Source organism: Stenotrophomonas sp. Pemsol (assembly GCF_003586545.1).
GTDB lineage: Bacteria > Pseudomonadota > Gammaproteobacteria > Xanthomonadales > Xanthomonadaceae > Stenotrophomonas > Stenotrophomonas sepilia.
Window position 1 is genome coordinate 2,291,135 of the sequence record NZ_CP025780.1, and the last position, 20,020, is coordinate 2,311,154.

The window sequence follows — 20,020 nt, forward strand, 5'->3', positions numbered from 1 at the left end:
CCTACTCCTGCATGCTCCCTTGGATCCTGGCCCTGCTGTCGGCCCTGCTTAGCTGTTTCCTGGCCGTTGTCTATCTGTGGTGGGTCAAGCGGCGGCAGAAGGAGATGCAACTCGGCCTGCAGGCCCTGGCGGGCATGCATTGGCGCGAATTCTCCGTTCTGGTCAAGCGCATGCTGCGCGAACAGCGCGGCCTGCGTGAACTGATCGATCCGGCGGAAGAAGCCCGCGAGCCAAGCAGCGATTTCATGCTCAGCGATGGCCCCAACCACTGGCTGGTGTCGTGCAAGCACGGCCTGGCCTACCGCATCGGCACCGCCGCAGTGAACGAGCTGGGTGCGGCCGCGCGCCTGGCCGGCGCCAAGGGCGGCGTGCTGCTGACCGAAGGCCGCATCGAGCGCGACGGCCGCAGCGCCGCCGAGAAGCAGGCGGTTGAAGTGCTGGACGGCCCGCGCCTGTGGCCATTGCTGCAGCCTTACCTGCCCGGCGACATCGAAGCGCGCGTGCGCGCCAGCGCCCGGCACGAAGCGCTGCGCCGCATCGCCATCGCCGCACTGGGTTCGGCAACGCTGGGGCTGCTGGTTGGCCTGGGCCTGCAGGGCCTGCGTGTGGAAGAGGCCGCGCCGGTTGCTGCAGCGTCGGTGGTGGCGACGCCTTCAACCACGCCTGCGACCGTACCTGCCCCGAACGAGGCAGCCCCCGTAGCCGCCGCCGAGGCTGCCGTCGCCTCGGCGACCGACCCGCGCAGCAACCCCAATCCGGATGCAGCCACGCTGGATCGCTACCAGGCCGATCTGGCCCGCGCCCTGGCCGGCAAGCCCGGCATCGCCAGCGGTGTCTGGCTGACCCGGCAGACGCTGGCGATCAACCGCACCGGTGAACTGGAAAAGGTCTGGCCGCAGGTCTGTGAGGAAGTGCTGCACTACCCCGCCCTGCGCAACGTGCGCATCCAGCTCAATGCCCGCCCCGGCGTGGATGAGCCGGTGCGCTGGCGGCAGTGCGCTACGTATTGATGGGGCAACATCCACGCATGGCGCGGATCTACTGAATCCCGATACACGAATCTCTGGTAGATCCACGCCATGCGTGGATGCCTTTGCAGAGTCGAGCCACGCTCGACTCATCGCGCATCGCGCGAACAGCAGCCGAGCATGGGCTGGGCTCTACAAGGCGCCCGCTCAGCCCAATGCTGCGAGATGGGCGATGTAACTGGAGCGGGACTCGCCGGCCGCCTTGGCCTGCGCATCCAGCCTGGCCAGGATGCGACGCGGCAGGCTGATGTTGACCCGCTCGATGGTGTCGTCCAGCAGAGATGGATCAATGCAGATGTAGGCAAGAATCCAGGCCGTACCACTGGGAGCCTCGGCGACGATCTTCTGTGGCGCAGAAGGACTGGGAATCGAGCGCCCCTCATCCAGGGCCGCATCGATCCAGGCAAGCGCAGACTCCTCGGCCGCGCTGAGTGCATCGTCAAGCGTGTCGGCTGCCGAGAAGCACCCCGGCAGATCGGGAACGATGACCCCCCACGCGGTGCGTTCATCGCCGGCCTCAATCAAGACTGGATAGCGCATGGCACCTCCTACGTCAGTCCTGCGAGCTTCCGCAACGCCTGAACCAGCCCCTTGTCCAGATCCTTTCTGGGGTGAGGCACGGTGATGATGTGAGGCCACTGCGGGTGCACGAATACATGATGGGATCCGCGAATCCTGCACAGGTCCAACCTGCCGCCTCCAGATCGCGGATGAGTTCCCTGCTCTTCATGCAGGGACGATACACATCGTACACACGCACCAACAGAGTTCAAGACGACAGCCGTACCGGACCAGTAGATCCACGCCATGCGTGGATGGAATCCCTAGCGAGCGCCCGGCGCGAAGCGCGCAACCAGGTCCCAGGCATCCCCCAGGAACACCTGCCGCACGCGGGTGATCGGCTGTTCACCGCGCCAGGTCAGGCGCTCGATCACCAGGCAGGCGGTGCCCGGTTTCACGTCCAGCAGCCTGGCCGTGGCGGTGTCCGCACCCCAGGCACTGATTCGATGCTGCGCGCGCGTCCAGGACACGTTCTGCAGCAACCAGCTGCCCGGCGCGGTGGTACTGAAATCGACTTCCAGTACCTCGGGCACACCCACCGGACTGATCAGGCGATGCTCCAGCGCCAGCGGACGGCCATCGGCCAGGTGCAGGCAGCGCATCGCCAGCAGCTTCTCGCTGCCGGCCAGCTCCACTTCACCGGCATTGCCGGCGTCGGCCAGGCGCAGCTCGCGCTGCAGCAGGCGGTACGCGTACTGATGGCCGCGCGAACCGACCTCCATCGCGATATCGGGAATCTCCAGCGCCACCTGCTCCAGGTGAGGCGGCTGACGCGCTACGAATGAACCGGCGCGACGGCGGCGCTCGATCATGCCGCTCTCGGCCAGCGCGGTCAGCACCTTGTTCACCGTCATCCGCGAGCAGCCGTACTGCTCCATCAGCTCGTGCTCGTAGGGAATACGGAAGCCCGGCGCCCACTCTCCGCTGAGGATGCGGCTTTCCAGATCGCTGCGGATACGCTGGTTGAGCGTGGCGGACTTGCTTGCCTTCACGTAATGGGATCCCGGTGGCGGAGGCGATCAGCCCAGCACGCCACGCAGGGCGGCGGCGAAGGCGGTGGTGATCGCCTCGCGCTGCAGGTGGCGGCCCTCGGCCACGCATTGGCGGCCATGGCGCCAGACCGATCGCAGCGCGCCATTACGTGCGGCGAACACCCAGCTGTCAAGCCATGCGTCATCCTGTCGCGCCTGCAGCGCCGGGTGTGCGGCATCCAGTTCGACCAGATCGGCACTGGCGCCGACCTGCAGGCCAGCGGCCACGCCCAGCGCCTGTGCGCCACCGTGCAATGCACCTTCAAACAGGAAACGACCGGTGCTGCGGGTGGCATCCGGCGCCAGCACGTTGCGTCCGCGCAGGGTCAGCCGCTGGCCGTATTCAAGCAGGCGCAGTTCTTCAGCTGCATCGATCAGCACATTGGAATCGGAACCGACACCGAAGCGCCCGCCCTCGCGGGCGAACGCCTGCATCGGGAACAGGCCGTCGCCCAGATTGGCTTCGGTGATCGGGCACAGGCCGGCCACAGCCTGGCTGGCGACGATGGCCGCGCGCTCGTCATCGGTGATGTGGGTGGCATGCACCAGGCACCAGCGCGCATCGACCGGTGCATGGTCGTACAGCCACTGCACCGGGCGCTGGCCGCTCCAGGCCAGGCAGGCCTCGACTTCACGCACCTGCTCGGCGATATGGATGTGCACCGGGCCGTCGGTCAACGGCAGCAACGCACTCAGTTCCTCGCCGGTGACCGCACGCAGGCTGTGCGGTGCAATGCCGAGCACCGCATCGGGCAGCGCGGCCAATGCCGGCTTGGCGGCGTCCAGCAGCTGCGCGAAACCGTCCACGTCGTGGATCAGGCGGCGCTGCGCCGGATTCGGCGGCGCGCCACCGAAATCGGCATGCGCGTAGAACACCGGCAGCAGGGTCAGGCCGATGCCGGTCTGATCGGCCGCAGCGGCAATCCGCGCGCTCATCTCGGCGCGGTTGGCATAGGCATGGCCATCGGCGTCGTGGTGCAGGTAATGGAACTCGCCGACGCGGGTGAAGCCGCTTTCCAGCATTTCCATGTAGGCCTGGGCAGCAATGGCCTGCACCGCGTCCGGGCGCAGATGGGCCAGGAAGCGGTACATCAGCTCGCGCCAGCTCCAGAAGCTGTCACCGTCGCCGCCGCCGATCTCGGTCAGGCCGGCCATGCCGCGCTGGAAGGCGTGGCTGTGCAGGTTGGGCAGGCCCGGCACCAGGATGCCGACGCGGGTGTCACCGTCCTGCGCGCCCTGCCCCGTGCTGATCGCGGTGATGCGGCCGTCCTGAACCTGCAGGCGGACATCACGGGCCCAGCCCTCGGCCAGCAGGGCGTGGGCGGCATGGAAACAGTGCGGGGAACGCGAATCGGACATGGCTGGACAACCCGAAATGGACACCTATATTGTATAGACATATAAGCACAGCCGCGTTGTGGATGCCATGCACGTCGAAACCCTCTGGTCCAACGTCCACCTGATCACCCTCGATGGCGAGGGCCTGGGTGTCATCCGCGATGGCGTACTGGCCTGCGCCGACGGCCGCATCGTCCATGTCGGCCCGGCCGGCAGCGACGCCCACCTGCAGCCGACCACCCGCATTGACGGCGAGGGCCGCTGGATATCGCCGGGCCTGATCGACTGCCACACCCACCTGGTCTACGCCGGCAACCGCGCCAACGAATTCGAGCAGCGCCTGCAGGGCGTCAGCTATGCCGACATCGCCCGTGCCGGCGGCGGCATCGTCTCCACCGTGCGCGCCACCCGTGCTGCCACACCGGAACAGCTGGCCCGCGAAAGCCGGCCGCGCCTGCTGGCAATGCGCGCCGAGGGCGTGACCACCCTTGAGATCAAATCCGGCTACGGCCTGACCCTGCCCGACGAACGCAAGCAGCTGCAGGTGGCGCGTGCATTGGGTGAGGAATGCCGGGTCAACGTGGTGACCACCTTCCTCGGCGCGCACGCAATTCCGCCGGGCCGCGAAGCACAGGAGTACATCGACGAGGTGTGCGACGTGATGATTCCGGCCATCGCCGCGGAAGGCCTGGCCGAAGCGGTGGATGTGTTCTGCGAGAACATCGCCTTCTCGCCAGCGCAGGCGCGGCAGGTCTTTGAAGCGGCGCGCGCCAACGGGCTGGCGGTGAAGATCCATGCCGAGCAGCTGAGCAACCAGCATGGTGCTGAACTGGCCGCCAGCTTCGGTGCACTCTCGGCCGACCATATTGAACATCTGGATGACGCCGGCATCGCCGCGATGGCCGCCGCCGGCACCGTGGCCGTGCTGCTGCCGGGCGCCTTCTACTTCACCCGCGATACCACCCTGCCGCCGATCGCCGCGCTGCGTGCGGCCGGCGTGCCGCTGGCGCTGGCCACCGACAGCAACCCGGGCACTTCGCCGCTGACCAGCCCGCTGCTGGCGATGAACATGGGCGCCACCCTGTTCCGCCTGACCGTGGATGAGTGCATCGCCGGCTTCACCCGTGAAGCGGCGCGCGCGCTCGGCCATGGTGAGCGCATCGGCCGCCTCGCCGTCGGCATGGACTGTGACCTGGCGATCTGGGACATCGACGCCCCCGCCGACCTGGTCTATCGCATTGGATTCAACCCGCTGCACGCGCGCGTGGTGCGCGGGCAGCCCGACCTGCCTGCCTCCTGGAGCAACACATGAGCAACACCCTGGTTCTTCGCCCCGGCCATGTCACTCTCGCCCAGTGGCGGCAGGTCTATCGCGGTGCGCCGCTTGCACTGGACCCGGCCGCGCTGCCGGTGGTGCGCGCCAGCGCTGCGGCGGTGGCCGCCATCGTCGCCAAAGGCGCACCGGTGTATGGCATCAACACCGGCTTCGGCAAGCTGGCCAGCGTGCGCATCGAGCGCGAAGACCTGGCCACCCTGCAGCGGAACATCGTGCTCTCGCATGCCGCCGGCGTGGGCGAGCCGATGCCGGCCAGCGTGGTGCGGTTGATGATGGCGCTGAAGCTGGTCAGCCTGGCGCAGGGCGCGTCGGGCATTCGCGAGGAAACCCTGCTGCTGCTCGAAGCGATGCTGGTCAAGGGCGTGCTGCCGGTGGTGCCCGCACAGGGCTCGGTGGGTGCCTCGGGTGACCTGGCGCCGCTCTCGCACCTGGCCAGCGTGATGCTGGGCGTCGGTGAAGCCTTCATCGGTGACGAGCGCATGCCGGCGGTCGATGCACTGGCACGTGCCGGCCTGCAGCCGATCGAACTGGGCGCGAAGGAAGGCCTGGCGCTGCTCAACGGCACCCAGTTCTCCACCGCCTATGCGCTGGCGGGCCTGTTCGAGATCGAGACCGTGTTCCAGGCCGCACTGGTGACCGGCGCGCTGTCGGTGGAAGCGGCCAAGGGCTCGGACACACCGTTCGACCCGCGCATCCACGCCATCCGCGGCCAGCGCGGGCAGATCGCCACCGCCGCGACGCTGCGCGCGCTGATGCAGGGCTCGGAGATCCGAGAATCGCACCGTGACAACGACGTGCGCGTGCAGGATCCGTACTGCCTGCGCTGCCAGCCGCAGGTGATGGGCGCGGCGCTGGACATCCTGCGCCAGGCCGCGACCACGCTGGAAATCGAAGCCAATGGCGTGTCCGACAATCCGCTGGTGTTCACCGACACCGGCGAAGCACTGTCCGGCGGCAACTTCCACGCCGAGCCGGTCGCCTTCGCCGCCGACATGCTGGCGATGGCGGTGTGCGAGATCGGCTCGATCAGCGAGCGCCGCCTGGCGATGCTGGTGGACCCGGCGCTGTCCGGCCTGCCGGCGTTCCTGACCCCGCGCCCGGGCCTGAATTCCGGCTTCATGATTCCGCAGGTGACCGCGGCTGCACTGGTCTCGGAAAACAAGCAGCGCGCCTACCCGGCCAGCGTTGATTCAATCCCGACCTCGGCCAACCAGGAAGACCATGTGTCGATGGCCGCGCACGGCGCACGCCGCCTGATGCAGATGGCCGAGAACGCCGCCAACGTGATCGGTATCGAACTGCTGGCCGCCGCGCAGGGCTGCGACTTTCACGCCCCGCTGCGCTCCAGTGCCGCGCTGGAAAGCGTGCGCGCCAGCCTGCGCGCGCAGGTGTCGACACTGGAAGAAGACCGCTACTTCCATCCGGACATGGTGACCGCCACGAATCTGGTGCGCAGCGGTGCGCTGGCGCAGGGCCTGGGCGATCTGTTGCCGACCGTGGAACCGCAGGCATGACGACCCTTCCCGAATGGCTGACGGTGCACGAGGGCGATGCCCCCCTCATCGTCAGCTTCCCGCATACCGGCAGCGAGCTGCCGCATGAGCTGATGGGCGACTACCACTCGCCGTGGCTGGCCCGTCGTGACGCCGATTGGTGGGTGCACGATCTGTACGACTTTGTGCGTGGCATGGGCGCGACCACGGTGCGCTCGGCAATCTCGCGTTCGGTGATCGACCTCAACCGTGACCCCAGCGGGGTCTCGCTGTACCCGGGCCAGAACACCACCGGCCTGTGCCCGCTGACCACCTTCGACAACCAGCCGCTGTACCACGCCGGACGCGAACCGGATGACGCCGAGATCGCGCGGCGTCGCGACACGTATTTCCTGCCCTACCACGATGCGCTGACCGCGCAGATCACCCGCCTGCGCGCGAAGTTCGGCACGGTGGTGGTGTACGACGCACATTCGATCCGCTCACATATTCCGCACCTGTTCGACGGCGAACTGCCGCAGTTCAACCTGGGTACCGCCGGCCCGTCTGGCGCGCCGGACACGTCCTGCGACAACGCCTTGAGCGACGTGGTGGAGAACCTGCTGAAGATCAGTGGCATGAGCCAGGTGCGCAACGGCCGCTTCAAGGGCGGCTGGATCACCCGCCACTACAGCAACATCGCCGGCGGCGTGCACAGCCTGCAGATGGAGCTGGCCTGCCGCGGCTACATGCACGAACCCCTGCCGGACCAGGTGGACGAGCACAGCTGGCCCACCCCGCTCGACCCCGACCACGCCGCACCGCTGCGCCACACCCTGGCGCAGGTGCTCAATGCCTGCCTTGAATTCGCTACGAACCGGAGCGCCGCATGACCCGCAACGACCCGTCCCGCACCATCGCCGCGCCGACCGGCACCACGCTGAACGCCAAGAGCTGGCTGACCGAAGCGCCGCTGCGCATGCTGATGAACAACCTGCACCCCGATGTGGCCGAGCGCCCGCAGGAACTGGTGGTGTACGGCGGCATCGGCCGCGCCGCACGCGACTGGGAGAGCTTCGATGCCATCGTCGAAACGCTCAAGCGCCTGGACGACGACCAGACCCTGCTGGTGCAGTCGGGCAAGCCGGTGGGCGTGTTCCGCACCCACGCCGATGCGCCGCGCGTGCTGATCGCCAATTCCAACCTGGTACCGCGCTGGGCCAACTGGGACCACTTCAACGAGCTGGATAGGAAGGGCCTGGCCATGTACGGCCAGATGACCGCCGGCAGCTGGATCTACATCGGCGCGCAGGGCATCGTGCAGGGCACCTACGAGACCTTCGTGGAAATGGGGCGCCAGCATTTCGGTGGCGACCTGACCGGGAAGTGGCTGTTCACCGGTGGCCTCGGCGGCATGGGCGGCGCACAGCCGCTGGCCGCCGTGATGGCCGGCGCCTCCTGCCTGGCCGTCGAGTGCCGCAAGAGCAGCATCGACATGCGCCTGCGCACCGGCTACCTGGATACCTGGACCGACAACCTGGACGAAGCGCTGCGCCTGATCGATGAAGCCTGCAAGGCCGGCACGCCGAAGTCGGTGGGCCTGCTCGGCAACGTCGCCGACGTGCTGGCCGAACTGCTCAAGCGGGGCGTGAAGCCGGACCTGCTGACCGACCAGACCTCCGCGCACGACCCGGTGAACGGCTACCTGCCGCAGGGCTGGACCGTCGAGCAATGGGACGAAAAGCGCGTGTCCGCGCCGAAGGAAGTGGAGAAAGCAGCGCGCGCGTCGATGGCCAACCATATCCGCGCCATGCTCGGCTTCCACGCACTCGGCGTGCCGACCGTGGACTACGGCAACAACCTGCGGCAGATGGCGCTGGAAGAAGGCGTGGAGAACGCGTTCGACTTCCCCGGCTTCGTGCCGGCCTACATCCGCCCGCTGTTCTGCCGCGGCATCGGCCCGTTCCGCTGGGCGGCACTGAGTGGCGACCCGGAAGACATCGCCAAGACCGATGCCAAGGTGAAGGAACTGATTCCGGACAATCCCCACCTGCACCGCTGGCTGGACATGGCCGCCGAGAAGATCAAGTTCCAGGGCCTGCCGGCGCGCATCTGCTGGGTCGGCCTGGGTGATCGCGATCGACTCGGACTGGCGTTCAACGAGATGGTCGCCAACGGCGAACTGAAGGCGCCGGTGGTGATCGGACGTGACCACCTGGACAGCGGCAGCGTGGCCTCGCCAAACCGCGAAACCGAAGCGATGGCCGATGGCTCCGACGCGGTGTCCGACTGGCCGCTGCTGAACGCCCTGCTCAACACCGCCAGCGGCGCGACCTGGGTCTCGCTGCACCATGGCGGCGGCGTGGGCATGGGCTTCTCCCAGCATGCCGGCATGGTGATCGTCTGCGACGGTACCGAGGCAGCGGCGAAGCGGATTGGCCGCGTGCTGTGGAACGACCCGGCCACCGGCGTCATGCGCCACGCCGATGCGGGGTATGACATCGCGATCGACTGCGCGAAGGAGAAGGGGCTGGATCTGCCGGGGATCCTCGGCTGACGCAGTTTTGAGGTAGTGCCGGCCGCTGGCCGGCACCGCCCATGCATTGTCCGTGCCGCCGGCCGCCGTCTGCCCCTTTCTGGTGCTGGGACGCTCTGGTAGATGCCGACCTAGGTCGGCGCTCACTCCGCTACATCAATGCCGAGGCGACCACCGATGCCCTTGCTCGAATACTGTCCGACGCATCATCCTTCAGCGCTTTGATCAAGGAGACGACTTCTGCTGCACCCTTCGTCGAGGCCATGCTCTTCAGATAAGCAATCAACACATTTCTGTGTAGATCACTATTAAGCAATCTGCAGATGAAAGTCTCCAACCATTCTGGTGCCACGCGACGCATGTGCGGAGCTGATTGGACAAGCGCGGAAACCATGCTGTCGCCGTCACTTGCCTCGACAAGATGAAGAAGGCCCCACATGACTTCATGATGCGGAGTGTCATCGGCGAACATCGAGAAGAGAACTTCCAGCTCCCGACTGGAGAACCCCAGACCTGATAGCGCCTGAACCGTCCGGTCAAATACCGCAACCTCTTCTGAAGTGAGCATTTGCGAAGCCCGCAACAGCTCGTCCAGAAGTTGGCTCTTGATCAAAGCGTCGTTGGTGGCAGTTGGCACTGCTTGCACCTGTCCATCAATGGAGCGGCATTCGATTGTACGCGCGCACCAAGACAACTCTGGTGCTGGAGTGAAACGCCGCCGGGCATCGATCGAATCGATGCTCAAGCCAGCGCCTGAAGCTTCGCCGCATGGGTGGAGTCGTCTAAACCCGCTTAAGACTATCGCGTCGGTGTGGGCTGAGGCGCTCTTATATCTGGTGCCTCATCAGTCGCGAAGAGCTGTTTACGACAGGCCATTGGAAATTCACGCATTCACATAGGCGCCCGCCTCCGCTTGACCCGTTGCCCGCCGCTGACCAACATGCGCCATCACCGCTGATGGATCACCGCGATGTACCGCACCCTTGATGCTGCATTGCTCTGCGTCCTGTTCGCTGCTCCGCCGGCATCAGCGAGTGACCTCTCCGCCGGCCTCTCTACCCAGCTCGACGCCCAACTGCAGGCCAACCTCGAACGCTACGGCATCGCCGGTCAGGCGGTACTGGTCGCCCACAACGGCCAGGTGCTGTACCAGGGCGCCAGCGGCGAACGTGATCGCGCTACGCACACACCTGCCGCCGCCGATTCCATCTTCGCCGCGCAGTCCATGGCTAAATTGCTGACAAGCACGCTGGTGATGCAGTTGGTCGACCAGGGCAAGGTGGATCTGGATGCGCCGGCCAGCCGCTATGTGCCGGACCTGCCGGCCGCATGGAAGACGATCCCCGTGCGCGACTTCCTCAACCACAGCTCCGGCATCGCCGAGTACTACAACCGGGTGGATAACCGCTGGGTGAGCAAGGGCTACCCCGGTGTAGCGCCTGACCTTGGCACTGCGCTGAAGGTGGCCGGCGCGACACCGATGCAGTTCGCCACCGGCAGCCGCGTGCAGTACACCCAGGCCAACTACCTGGTGCTGACGGCGTTGCTGGAAGCGCACTACCGCAAGCCCTACCCGGCCATCGCGCGCGAACGCATCCTGCAGCCATTGAAGATGGCCAGCACCTCGTGGGGCGTTGCCAGCGTGCCGGCCCGGCGCGCGGCGGTGCCGTACATCGGCAAGGATGGCCAACTGCAGCCTGCCAATGAAGATCCCTGGCCGGACTACGGCTGGGGCCATGCCGATCTGCAGACCACCGTGGGCGACATGAACCGCTTCCTGCAGGCGCTGGCGACCGGCACGCTGGTGCGTACGGAGACCCTGGAAAAGCTCTGGCAGCCGCAGAAACTGAGCGGTGGCGGCAGCAATTTCTTCTCCACCGGCTGGGACACCACCCGCAGCGACGGCTACACCCAGGTGGGCCATGATGGCGGCACCCGTGTACGTGCGCGGCTGGCGTACAAGGACACGCTGGCCGACGGCTACTGGGTGTTCGTGTACCTGACCAACGGCAGCGCGCGCAATGTCTGGTCCAGCACGCTGGTGGAGAGCACGATGGCGGTCGCGGCGCCGCAGGCGTTTCCGCACGCGGTGCTGTCCGAGGGGCTGGTCGCGTATGCGCTGGATGATGATGCAGGCGCTGTCCAGGCGATACGCAGTTGGTTGCGCGATAACAACCGGGTGGCGGGCAGCGAGCTGGAACGAGCGATCAACGCCAGCGGCTATGCCATCCGCGAGAGCCTTGGTGCACGCAGGGCATTGAAGGTATTCGCCCTCAACACCGAGCTGTATCCGGATTCGGCCAATGTGTGGGACAGCCTGGCCGAGTGTCATGCGGCATTGGGCGAGAAGGAAGCAGCTGATCAGTTCTACGCAAAGTCGAAGACGCTGACGAAACCCTCGCCATGAACCCTGCTGTAGAGCCGAGCCCATGCTCGGCTGCTCTTCGTCGCGATGGCAGACAACCCGCGCTGCGCGCGATTAGCCGAGCGAGGGCTCGGCTCTACAGGAACGCGGCGGGCGGCCATACGCCGCCGATGGGTGACGTGGCGCCGTCGACCTGTTAACTTTCGCGCCACTTTCGTGGTTTACAGCATTTCCGTATGTCGCTCTCGTCGTACCGCCCCATCCCCTCGCTGCTGTCTCTGACCGTTTCCCTTGGCCTCGCCTCCACTGCCGCTGCAGTTCCGCAGGCCACCACGCTGGATGCGGTGCAGGTCACCGCTGCTGGCGATGCCAGCGCGCAGGCGCGCGAGGCGCTGAAGCGCGTACCCGGCGCCAGCAACGTCATCGACGTGGCCAAGGCCGACAGCCGCCTTTCCAGCAGCGCCGATGTGCTGGCCTACCAGCCGGGCATCAGCGCGCAGTCGCCGGGCAACGAGGGCACCAAGATCTCGATCCGGGGCTCGGGCATCAACCGCGGGCCGGGCGCGCATGCCTCGGGCATTGCGGTGTCGATCGACGGCCTGCCACTGACCGGCCCGGGTGGCACGCCTTACGAACTGCTGGAACCGCTGTGGCTTTCGCGCGTGGAAGTCCTGCGCGGGGCCAATGGTTTCGAACGTGGTGCGCTGGCACTCGGCGGTGCCATCGATTACGTCAGCCGCAGCGGCCGTGATTCGGCTGGCGTGCAATTGCATTACGAGGCCGGCAGCCGTGGCTACCAGAAACGCGGCATCAGCTGGGGCGGTGTCAACGGAGATCTCGATTACTTTCTGGCCTACACCGATACCGAGTTCGATGGTTATCAGCGCCATGCGCGCGGCGACGGCAAGGGCGCGATGGCCAACATCGGCTGGCAGATCACGCCCGACCTGCAGACGCGCTTCTTCGTGCGCTACCGCGAAACCAATCACGAAACGCCCGGTCGCTTGACCCGCGATCAGATCCGCAACGATCCGCGCGCCGCGAACGCGGCCAATCTGGCCATCGATGCGCGTCGCCCGCAGCCGGGCAGCACCTGGATGGGCAACGTCACCACGCTGCAGATCGATGAGGATTCGTCGTTGCAGGCCGGGCTGGTCTACCACACGTACCCGATGGACTTGAACGAGAGCCTGTACCGCCAGCAGCTGGACTACGCCAACCTCAACGCCACGCTGGACTACCACCACCGCCACCGGCTGTTCGGGCTGGACAGCGAGACCACGGTCGGCCTGCGCGTCACCCATGACCTGGATGCCGATGTGCGCGAGTCGCTGCGCTTTGCCAGCAACGGCTACGCTGCCGGCACGCGCACGCGTGACTTCCGCCACCACGGCACCGACAGCACACTGCACGTCGGCAATACCCTCGCCTTCAATGACCGCCTGCGCATGCAGACCGGGCTGGCACTGATCAACACCCGTCGCGATGTGCAGGTGACCTGGCCAAGCAGCAGCGGCCGCCTGCGTGACCACGACTGGGACTACGCACCGCGACTGGGCTTTACCTGGCAGCACAGCGCGCAAACCCAGTGGTTCGGCAACCTCAGCCGTTCGGTGGAGGCACCGCACCCGTGGTCGATGATCTGGGGCTCGAACCAGTACTTCGGGCCGGGCAATGGCCCGTCTACCGGCCGCCAGCGCGCGCCGGTGCCGATGCAGAACCAGACCGCCACCACGCTGGAACTGGGCGCGCGCGGTGATGCGGCGCTGGGTCGCTGGGAACTGACCGGCTACTACGCCCACGTGAACCACGAACTGCTGAGCGTCGAACTGCAACCGCTGCCGAACCTGTTCATCGTCGAGAACAATGCCAGCCCCACCGTGCACCGCGGTATCGAGGCCGGATTGGACAGCACGCTGTGGCAGGCTGCACCGGGCCGCCTGTCGCTGCGCCAGGCGTATACCTTCAGCGACTTCCGCTACCGCCACGATGCGCGCTTCGGCGGCAACCGCCTGCCCGGCCTGCCGCGCCACGCCTACCAGGCCGAGCTGCGCTTCGATCATGCATCCGGCCTGTACGCGGCACTGAACACCGAATACGCCTCGCGCATCGCGGTGGACTATGCCAACAGCTACTGGGCCGACAGCCATGTGATCTTCGGCAGCCGCATCGGCTACGACGCCCCCGGCGGTCGCTGGCAGGCCTGGGCGGAGATGCGCAACATCGGCAACCGCCACTATGCCGCCACGGTCACACCGGGCTACGACGATGCCGGCAAGGATGTTGCGCGCTCGACCCCGGGCGAAGGTCGTGGCCTCTATGCAGGCGTGCGCTGGCGCTTTGAGTGATTGCCGCAGGCGGCGCCGGGTGTGATCCGGCGCCGTCGTTCCAGGGTCAGCCGATACGCCAGGACGGCAGGCGCTCGCTGCGCTTCCAGATGGAAGGCGCCAAGCCGACCAGCACCAGTGCCGCCAGCCACTTCGGTGAGGTATTGAGCAGTGTCGAGGTGAGCGAGCCATCGACGGGAGCCGCCATTTCCTGCCACGGGTTGTAGCCCAGGTAGACGACGCTGCCAGCCCACCACGACAACGCCAGGCCGATGCCCACCAGCAGCAGCGCCAGCGTGCGGCAGGTCCAGCGCTGCGAGGTGGTTCCCCACTCGCGGGACACCGCTACCAGCAGACCCACCACCAGCAGCGACACCAGTGCCACCAGGCCGATATCAACCTTCGGTCCAATGCGCTCATAGGCGCAGGCGCGGCATTGCGCCTCTTCCGCGGCAGTGCCGGCTTCAGCGCCATCGCCCTGCCCGGCTGCCGGCTGCGCCAGTGCTGCAAACGGCAACCACACCGCCAGCAGCGTCACCATGATCCAACGAAACAACGTCCTGTTCCTGCGTGCAGCGACATCCATGCGCTCTTCCTCGTCAGTGGTTGTGTGTCTCAGTGGGCGTTCGGCCATCCAGCGCCCCGGTTCCCGATGCAGTACGACAAGCTCCGGATAGGTGAAACCGCCAGGACACGAATCCTCGGCGACCGCGATCATAGCCCACTGTTCAGGGCGGCTGAAAACAGGTCGGGACCGGGCCATACGAAGGAAGCAACCGCATTACAGCCCCTGGATGACCTGCAGCAGGTGGCTCGCACCCGGCACGAGTTCCTGAGCAAGCCAGCCCAGCACCGCGAAGAACAGCAACAGGCCGATCAGCGGCCAGACCGTGTGCGACACGCATACCCTCCACCATCCCTGCTCGTGCATGCCCTGCATGCGCCGGTACAGGCCGCCGGCGATCGCCGCGTCCACCAGCAGTTCGGCCATCAGCACCGGCGCCGACCACACCACCCACACGCTGGCCAGCAGGACGGTCGCCACCAGCGCGACGATGCCGAGGATGGCCAGCAACGGCAAGCCCGCTTCGTCTTCAGCGAGCCCGGCCAACGGCAGCTCTCCGGCGTCGCCACTGCTCACCGATGCCGGCTCGTTCCACGAGGCCGACGCACCGCCACCGCCGGAACGGCCGCCGGCGCCGCTCCACGGTGATTCCACGGCACTGCCGCGAGGGGATGGGCTGCCACCGCCCACATCCGGCGACAGGCCATCCAGCACGTTGTCCCAACGCCAGCGGATCCAGATCCACATCAGCAGCAGGAACACGCCGTAGGCCAGCACTACGGCCATTGGGTAGCGAAACCACATCGCGTCGATACCGGCCAGGCGCAGCAGGTGCGAGGCAAGGAAACCGGCCGCACCGGTCAGGGCGACGATCAGTGCCATCTGCAGGCGTGGCCAACCGCGCTGCTGCAAGTGCCTGCGCGCACGCACGACTTCGCTGCCGCGGTTCATCGGCAATGTCAGTGGGCTGCGTGAAAAATGGCGCGAGCGCTTCATGCCGCCGCCAGGGGGCGGGAGGCATCGCGGCCAGGGACCTCGGGAACCTGATGCTGCATGCGGACATCCTTGCCGGGCACGCGTAGGCGGTGTTGGGCGGATTCTACCGCGGGCAGCTCCGCTGTCCAGACGGCGGTTCCAAGCGGCCGTTCCTCAGCTGCGATCAATGATCCGTTCGATGCGGCCACCCGCGAACACGAACTCGCTCTGGCCCTGCAGTTCCAGCTCAGTGCCCGCACGCGGTCCATCGGGAACATCCTGCGCGAACACGCCGCGCCAGCCAATCGTCGCCGTCGCCTGGTCGCCATCGAACACCAGCGCCAGCAAGCGCTGTTCGCGCTCCCGGAACAGGCGCGCAGACTGGCGTGCCAGTTCGCCAAAGGCATCGACGCCTTCGGTGACCATCGTCAGCTGGCCGCCGCTGTGGTTCTCGAAGCGTACGTTGTGCGCCAGCACCGCCAGCATGGCGTCGATATCGAAGCGGTTGTAGGCCTGCAGGTAGTGCTCGATCAACTGACGATGGTGCAATTCGTCCATGGCGGCATCCAGTCGTGGGCTGCTGGCGAGTCTGGCCTGTCGGCACCGGCCGATCAAGGCCGCGTGGCCGCCTTCAGCAGCTGCGCGGCCACCTGATCGAACGGGGCGATGTCCTGCAGCGCACGGCACATCGCCACCGCCCCCTCCACGCTGGCGATCACCAGGCTGGCCAGCTCAGCCGCTGCTGGCGGGGCGTGTCCTTCGGCGACGAATGCCGAGGCGAGGTGGCCGTGCCAGCGTGCGAACACCTCGGCGGCCGCCGCGCGGGGTTGGCTGGGTGTCGCCTCCACCGGCTCCTCCACGGCAGCGGCCAGCACCGGGCAGCCAGCGCGGAACCCGGAGCGCAGCAGACGCTCGCGCCACATCGCAAGGAACTGCTGCAGGCCCTGTACCGCCCCATCCTTCAACAGCTCCACCAGCAGCGCCTCCACCTTGTCGCCGGCCATGTGGGTGGCGCGCGCCAGCAGCTCCTGCTTGCCGCCGGGAAAGTGATGGTAGGTGGAGCCCAATGGCGCCTCGGCCAGCTTGGTCACTTCGCGGATGCTGGTGGCATTGAGGCCCACCCGCGCCAGCATCTGCGCCGCGGCATCGATCACGCGCTGTGGGGCATCGGACGGTCGCGGGCTCACGGCGGTCTCCTTGCTAAGACAGTCGTCATAGATTAGCGTACCGGCGATTCTATAACAGTCGTCATAGCCATGAATCTCTGGTTCCGTCTGCTCCACCTGCTGCTGTGCAGCCTGTTCCGGCCGAAGCTGGAGGCCCCGTTCGGTGTCTCGCGGCTGCAGTTCCGGGTGCTGCCCAACGACCTGGACAGCAACCTGCACATGACCAACGGCCGCTACTGGAACATCTTCGACCTGGGCCGGCTGGACCTGATCCTGCGCATGGGTCTGGGCCGGGTGGCGCTGCGCGAGAAATGGGCGCCGATCGTCGGCGCCGGCACCATCCAGTTCCGCCGCGAATTGAAGCCGTTCCAGCGCTTCACCCTGGAAACACGACTGGTGGGCTGGGTCGGCTCGCGCGGCATCATGGAGCAGCGCGTGCTGATCGGTGCCGAGCAGAAGATCGCCACGCGCGCGTTGCTGGTCACCGGCATCTACGACCGCCGCGCGCGCCAGTTCCTGGGCATGCCGAAGATGATGGAAGCGATCGGTGTGGTTGCCCCGCCCTCGCCGCCGCTCGGTGCGGCCGCCGAAGCGTTGCTGGCGGCCGATGCAGCGTTGAAGCAGGACGATGCCTGAGCTTCAGGGGGCGGCCAGCGGCACCGCGTGCAGTTTGCGCGATACGACCTGGGTGCGCCCTCCCACATGCAGCACGTACTCGAAGGACTGCCGCATGCGGCTGTACGCGCCACCCTCCGGCACGCCGTAGTTGGCGCCCACGCTGAGGGTATGCCGGCCTGGCGGCAACGGCTTGAGCATCACCCAGTAGCCGTCGGCGGCGGCCAGCCGTGAGTCTGCGTCATCGTCATCCATGCGGAAGCAGCCTTCACTGCGCACCCGATGCATGCGCATGTCGCCCAGGGGTTGGCCATCCAGCAGCACCACTGCACTGATCAGATAATCGTTGTTGACCGCCGCCCCCGCCTGCAGCTCCTTGCAGGACACAGACTCATCCACCTGGTAGTGCGCCATGTTGATGATCGGCAGCAACAGGTACTTGCCCGCCGGCACCACGCATTCGCGATGTGGCCGGAAACGGCCATTGGTGCCGGCCAGGTTCCAGACCGGGCCTTCCTGGCCCACATCGCATACACGGCCATCCGGGTCGAGATAGGGCGCGCCGCCCTGGGCGTCGGCCCAGCGCCACCAGCGGGCGGTCCATTCGGCCAGTGAAACTCCGGCCACCGGCTCACGCGTCAGCGGCGAAGGCGCCGCCGTGTCTGCACTGAACGCCGGTACGGCTGCCAGCAGCAGTGCCATCGTTGCGCCGCTGCGGCGCAGCCATCCCTGGATTCCCTTCCGCATCACCCACCCGATCGTCCCTGGCGGCCACGCTGCGTGGCCGGCTCCGGGGCCATTTTACCTCGACGGGCTGGACGCTGTGCATTGCGGGTGCTGTGCCTAGTCCGGCGCCATTGCGCGCCTGATTGCAGCCTCCGCCAGCGGCGCCATCACCGCATAGCCCTTCGCCGTGGGATGCACGCCATCCTCGGCCAGCTGCGGATCCAGCCCTCCGGCGGCATTGGTCATCGGCGTGTAGTAGTCCAGATAGATCAGCTGCTTCGCATCGGCATAGCGCTTCAATGCCGCGTTCAATGCGCGCACCTTGGGAGCAGGTGCCGTGCCCGGCAACCACGGGTAATCGCTGACCGGCAGCACCGATGCCAGTACCACGGTGATGCCATGTGCGCGTGCCAGGTCCACCATCGCGTGCAGGTTGTCTTCAATCATCGCCTGCGTGGACGGGCCGGTGTTGCCGGCAATGTCGTTGGTGCCGGCCAGGATCACCACCACCTGTGGCTTCAGGGCCAGCACGTCCTGCGGGAACCGCACCAGCATCTGCGCCGTGGTCTGGCCACTGATGCCGCGGTTGAGCCAGCCCTTGCCGGGAAAGAACGATGCGCTGCCTTCCCTGCCCCAACCTTCGGTGATGGAATCACCGTAGAACACCACGCGTGGTTGCCCCGGTACAGCGGCAGGCAGTCGCGCGTTGGCGTCGCGATAACGCTGCAGTTGCGGCCAATCGGCCAGGCGCTGCTGCATGAAGCGCACTTCGTCCGCGCGCAGGCTTTCGACAGGCTCCAGCAGCAAAGGGTTGATCGCGGGCATCTCGGCCGCCACCCCGTGGGCGCTCAGCGCGATACCGATGGCAACTGCGGCCAGGCCGCCGGACAAGGAACGCATGGGGTCTCTCCCTTGAATGTCCGGGCCAGTCTAGCGCGCGGCCCCGCGCTTACCGCGCCGCCGACCGCGCGGCCACGCCGGTCACCTTGGCCGGCATCCACATGCCTGGGGTCCACCCGCTGGCGGTCAGGATCGCCTTCGGGTTGTCCTGCTGGATCAGCGCACGCACCGCGTCACGCTTGTCCTTGGCCTGCAGGTAATAGGCCTTGGCGATGCGGTAGCCCACCCAGTACCCGAGGTCATAGGGTTCCTGCGAACCGGGCTTGTAGTTATACAGCCACGGCGACAGATCGGTGCTGTCCACATCCAGCGCGAAAGCGCTTTCGATATGCACTTCCCGGCCACGGGTCCAGGCGGCATGCCGGCCGTTGCCGACGTTGCCGGAAATCAGCTCGGCGATGAACTCGGCGATGCCTTCGCCCAACGAAACACGCAGCACCGTCGCATGCGGGTCGCCCGGCTCGAAATCGGTCAGGCCGGTCTGCTGGATGTGCACGTACTCGTGGGCGATCACGTGCACGAAGCGGTCCTGCACATTGGGATTCATGAAATCCGCTGCGCACAGCGCTTCCAGGCCGATGATCACGCCGCTCTTCGAGGTCAGCCCGACCGGACGCCCCCGGCCGACCGCGAGGGTCACCGGCGGAAACGCGGCCTGCGGATAGATCGCCTGCAGGTTGCCGAACACCTGTACCAGGCGCTGCTTCACCGCCGGCAGCTCCGCCAGGCAACTACGGCCCTGCGCATACACCTCGGGCTGGCTGGCAATGGCCTCGGCCATGCGCTCGGGCGTGACCCGGCGCGCCTTCGACAGTTCACCCAGGCCCGTACTGCCTTCGGCCAGATAGCCGGCCAGCTGGGCGACACTGGGCTTGCCACCGGTGCTGTCGTAGAGCGCGTAGAAGCGGCTGGCATCATTGGTGAGGATCTGCGGCCCCGACGGAGTACCCGCCGACGCCACACCGACCGCCCCGGCACAGGCCAGGGCAAGCAGGCAACGCAGGAAACTGGACATCGCTCCGTCCTTGGTGGAGTGCATGCGAAGCGCGCAATCTATCACTCCGCCCCGGCCACCGCAG

At 66.9% G+C, this 20,020-nt stretch carries 20 protein-coding genes; 8 read left to right on the forward strand and 12 right to left on the reverse strand.

The window, feature by feature from the left end; genetic code table 11:
• Window positions 1–11 precede the first annotated feature (11 nt).
• Window positions 12–1,010, forward strand: a complete 999-nt coding sequence (locus tag PEM_RS10740; protein ID WP_111127351.1) for a restriction endonuclease — start codon at window positions 12–14, stop codon at window positions 1,008–1,010.
• 165 nt (window positions 1,011–1,175) lie between these two features.
• On the opposite strand, the gene PEM_RS10745 is transcribed toward PEM_RS10740, so the two are convergent.
• Genes PEM_RS10745 through PEM_RS10760 form a run of 4 tightly spaced genes read right to left on the reverse strand, consistent with a single transcriptional unit; the run spans window position 1,176 to window position 3,979 of the window.
• Window positions 1,176–1,568, reverse strand: a complete 393-nt coding sequence (locus tag PEM_RS10745; RefSeq protein WP_111127353.1) for a type II toxin-antitoxin system HicB family antitoxin — start codon at window positions 1,566–1,568, stop codon at window positions 1,176–1,178.
• Window positions 1,569–1,576: 8 nt separating this feature from the next.
• Entirely contained in the window at window positions 1,577–1,837 is a 261-nt protein-coding gene (locus PEM_RS10750) for a type II toxin-antitoxin system HicA family toxin (RefSeq protein ID WP_240431543.1), read from the reverse strand.
• 15 nt (window positions 1,838–1,852) lie between these two features.
• Entirely contained in the window at window positions 1,853–2,581 is a 729-nt protein-coding gene (gene hutC / locus PEM_RS10755) for a histidine utilization repressor (RefSeq protein ID WP_005417312.1), read from the reverse strand.
• Between the two features lie 27 nt (window positions 2,582–2,608).
• Window positions 2,609–3,979 carry a formimidoylglutamate deiminase gene (locus tag PEM_RS10760; RefSeq protein ID WP_111127355.1) on the reverse strand — a complete coding sequence of 457 codons (1,371 nt, stop codon included), beginning with the start codon at window positions 3,977–3,979 and terminating at the stop codon, window positions 2,609–2,611.
• Between the two features lie 67 nt (window positions 3,980–4,046).
• Between PEM_RS10760 and hutI the strand changes: the two genes are divergently transcribed.
• From hutI to hutU, 4 genes are read left to right on the forward strand one after another with little or no spacing between them, the layout of a single operon-like run.
• The gene (gene hutI / locus PEM_RS10765) at window positions 4,047–5,270 is read left to right on the forward strand and encodes an imidazolonepropionase (RefSeq protein WP_111127414.1); all 1,224 of its coding nucleotides are present in this window, start codon (window positions 4,047–4,049) and stop codon (window positions 5,268–5,270) included.
• A complete protein-coding gene (gene hutH, locus PEM_RS10770; RefSeq protein ID WP_111127357.1) occupies window positions 5,267–6,808 on the forward strand; it encodes a histidine ammonia-lyase in 1,542 nt (513 codons plus the stop codon). Before hutI ends, hutH begins: the two co-directional genes overlap by 4 nt.
• Window positions 6,805–7,659 carry an N-formylglutamate deformylase gene (gene hutG / locus PEM_RS10775; RefSeq protein WP_053497287.1) on the forward strand — a complete coding sequence of 285 codons (855 nt, stop codon included), beginning with the start codon at window positions 6,805–6,807 and terminating at the stop codon, window positions 7,657–7,659. Before hutH ends, hutG begins: the two co-directional genes overlap by 4 nt.
• Window positions 7,656–9,323, forward strand: a complete 1,668-nt coding sequence (hutU, locus tag PEM_RS10780) for a urocanate hydratase (protein ID WP_065186172.1) — start codon at window positions 7,656–7,658, stop codon at window positions 9,321–9,323. The genes hutG and hutU overlap by 4 nt, the downstream gene beginning before the upstream one ends.
• Before the next feature lie 130 nt (window positions 9,324–9,453).
• Here the strand turns inward: hutU and PEM_RS10785 are convergent, their stop codons facing one another.
• Window positions 9,454–10,047: an Imm30 family immunity protein gene (locus PEM_RS10785; RefSeq protein WP_146256586.1), complete on the reverse strand. Its 594-nt coding sequence runs from the start codon at window positions 10,045–10,047 to the stop codon at window positions 9,454–9,456.
• A gap of 225 nt (window positions 10,048–10,272) precedes the next feature.
• On the opposite strand from PEM_RS10785, the gene PEM_RS10790 reads away from it, so the two are divergent.
• Together PEM_RS10790 and PEM_RS10795 are read left to right on the forward strand one after the other, a co-directional pair.
• Window positions 10,273–11,709, forward strand: a complete 1,437-nt coding sequence (locus PEM_RS10790; RefSeq protein ID WP_111127361.1) for a serine hydrolase domain-containing protein — start codon at window positions 10,273–10,275, stop codon at window positions 11,707–11,709.
• Between the two features lie 194 nt (window positions 11,710–11,903).
• A complete protein-coding gene (locus tag PEM_RS10795) occupies window positions 11,904–14,015 on the forward strand; it encodes a TonB-dependent receptor (protein ID WP_111127363.1) in 2,112 nt (703 codons plus the stop codon).
• 46 nt (window positions 14,016–14,061) lie between these two features.
• On the opposite strand, the gene PEM_RS10800 is transcribed toward PEM_RS10795, so the two are convergent.
• The 4 genes from PEM_RS10800 to PEM_RS10815 all read right to left on the reverse strand — a co-directional run bounded on the left by PEM_RS10800 (window position 14,062) and on the right by PEM_RS10815 (window position 16,721).
• Entirely contained in the window at window positions 14,062–14,580 is a 519-nt protein-coding gene (locus PEM_RS10800; RefSeq protein ID WP_111127417.1) for a hypothetical protein, read from the reverse strand.
• Window positions 14,581–14,775: 195 nt separating this feature from the next.
• Entirely contained in the window at window positions 14,776–15,555 is a 780-nt protein-coding gene (locus PEM_RS10805) for a hypothetical protein (protein WP_065186176.1), read from the reverse strand.
• A 153-nt stretch (window positions 15,556–15,708) separates the two neighbouring features.
• Window positions 15,709–16,092 (reverse strand): nuclear transport factor 2 family protein, encoded by a 384-nt coding sequence (locus tag PEM_RS10810; protein WP_065186177.1) that lies wholly within the window; start codon window positions 16,090–16,092, stop codon window positions 15,709–15,711.
• 53 nt (window positions 16,093–16,145) lie between these two features.
• Window positions 16,146–16,721, reverse strand: coding sequence for a TetR/AcrR family transcriptional regulator (locus PEM_RS10815; RefSeq protein WP_005417331.1), 576 nt, complete (start codon window positions 16,719–16,721; stop codon window positions 16,146–16,148).
• Between the two features lie 69 nt (window positions 16,722–16,790).
• On the opposite strand from PEM_RS10815, the gene PEM_RS10820 reads away from it, so the two are divergent.
• Window positions 16,791–17,336 carry a thioesterase family protein gene (locus PEM_RS10820; RefSeq protein WP_053497299.1) on the forward strand — a complete coding sequence of 182 codons (546 nt, stop codon included), beginning with the start codon at window positions 16,791–16,793 and terminating at the stop codon, window positions 17,334–17,336.
• A 3-nt stretch (window positions 17,337–17,339) separates the two neighbouring features.
• Here the strand turns inward: PEM_RS10820 and PEM_RS10825 are convergent, their stop codons facing one another.
• The 3 genes from PEM_RS10825 to PEM_RS10835 form a co-directional block, all read right to left on the reverse strand.
• Entirely contained in the window at window positions 17,340–18,017 is a 678-nt protein-coding gene (locus tag PEM_RS10825; protein ID WP_005417335.1) for a hypothetical protein, read from the reverse strand.
• 141 nt (window positions 18,018–18,158) lie between these two features.
• Complete coding sequence (locus PEM_RS10830) at window positions 18,159–18,941, reverse strand: SGNH/GDSL hydrolase family protein (RefSeq protein WP_111127367.1); 783 nt, start codon at window positions 18,939–18,941, stop codon at window positions 18,159–18,161.
• 49 nt (window positions 18,942–18,990) lie between these two features.
• Window positions 18,991–19,956, reverse strand: a complete 966-nt coding sequence (locus tag PEM_RS10835) for a DUF2268 domain-containing putative Zn-dependent protease (protein ID WP_111127369.1) — start codon at window positions 19,954–19,956, stop codon at window positions 18,991–18,993.
• Window positions 19,957–20,020 lie beyond the last annotated feature (64 nt).

Bases quoted from the DNA above. Each gene is read 5' to 3' on its own strand.
- PEM_RS10790 (WP_111127361.1), top strand. From the start codon at position 10,273: ATGTACCGCACCCTTGATGCTGCATTGCTCTGCGTCCTGTTCGCTGCT.
- PEM_RS10800 (WP_111127417.1), bottom strand. From the start codon at position 14,580: ATGGATGTCGCTGCACGCAGGAACAGGACGTTGTTTCGTTGGATCATG.
- hutG (WP_053497287.1), top strand. From the start codon at position 6,805: ATGACGACCCTTCCCGAATGGCTGACGGTGCACGAGGGCGATGCCCCC.
- hutU (WP_065186172.1), top strand. From the start codon at position 7,656: ATGACCCGCAACGACCCGTCCCGCACCATCGCCGCGCCGACCGGCACC.
- PEM_RS10740 (WP_111127351.1), top strand. From the start codon at position 12: ATGCTCCCTTGGATCCTGGCCCTGCTGTCGGCCCTGCTTAGCTGTTTC.
- PEM_RS10795 (WP_111127363.1), top strand. From the start codon at position 11,904: ATGTCGCTCTCGTCGTACCGCCCCATCCCCTCGCTGCTGTCTCTGACC.
- PEM_RS10830 (WP_111127367.1), bottom strand. From the start codon at position 18,941: ATGCGTTCCTTGTCCGGCGGCCTGGCCGCAGTTGCCATCGGTATCGCG.
- PEM_RS10835 (WP_111127369.1), bottom strand. From the start codon at position 19,956: ATGTCCAGTTTCCTGCGTTGCCTGCTTGCCCTGGCCTGTGCCGGGGCG.
- PEM_RS10745 (WP_111127353.1), bottom strand. From the start codon at position 1,568: ATGCGCTATCCAGTCTTGATTGAGGCCGGCGATGAACGCACCGCGTGG.
- PEM_RS10825 (WP_005417335.1), bottom strand. From the start codon at position 18,017: ATGGCACTGCTGCTGGCAGCCGTACCGGCGTTCAGTGCAGACACGGCG.
- PEM_RS10760 (WP_111127355.1), bottom strand. From the start codon at position 3,979: ATGTCCGATTCGCGTTCCCCGCACTGTTTCCATGCCGCCCACGCCCTG.
- hutI (WP_111127414.1), top strand. From the start codon at position 4,047: ATGCACGTCGAAACCCTCTGGTCCAACGTCCACCTGATCACCCTCGAT.
- PEM_RS10820 (WP_053497299.1), top strand. From the start codon at position 16,791: ATGAATCTCTGGTTCCGTCTGCTCCACCTGCTGCTGTGCAGCCTGTTC.
- PEM_RS10810 (WP_065186177.1), bottom strand. From the start codon at position 16,092: ATGGACGAATTGCACCATCGTCAGTTGATCGAGCACTACCTGCAGGCC.
- PEM_RS10750 (WP_240431543.1), bottom strand. From the start codon at position 1,837: ATGGCGTGGATCTACTGGTCCGGTACGGCTGTCGTCTTGAACTCTGTT.
- PEM_RS10805 (WP_065186176.1), bottom strand. From the start codon at position 15,555: ATGAAGCGCTCGCGCCATTTTTCACGCAGCCCACTGACATTGCCGATG.
- hutH (WP_111127357.1), top strand. From the start codon at position 5,267: ATGAGCAACACCCTGGTTCTTCGCCCCGGCCATGTCACTCTCGCCCAG.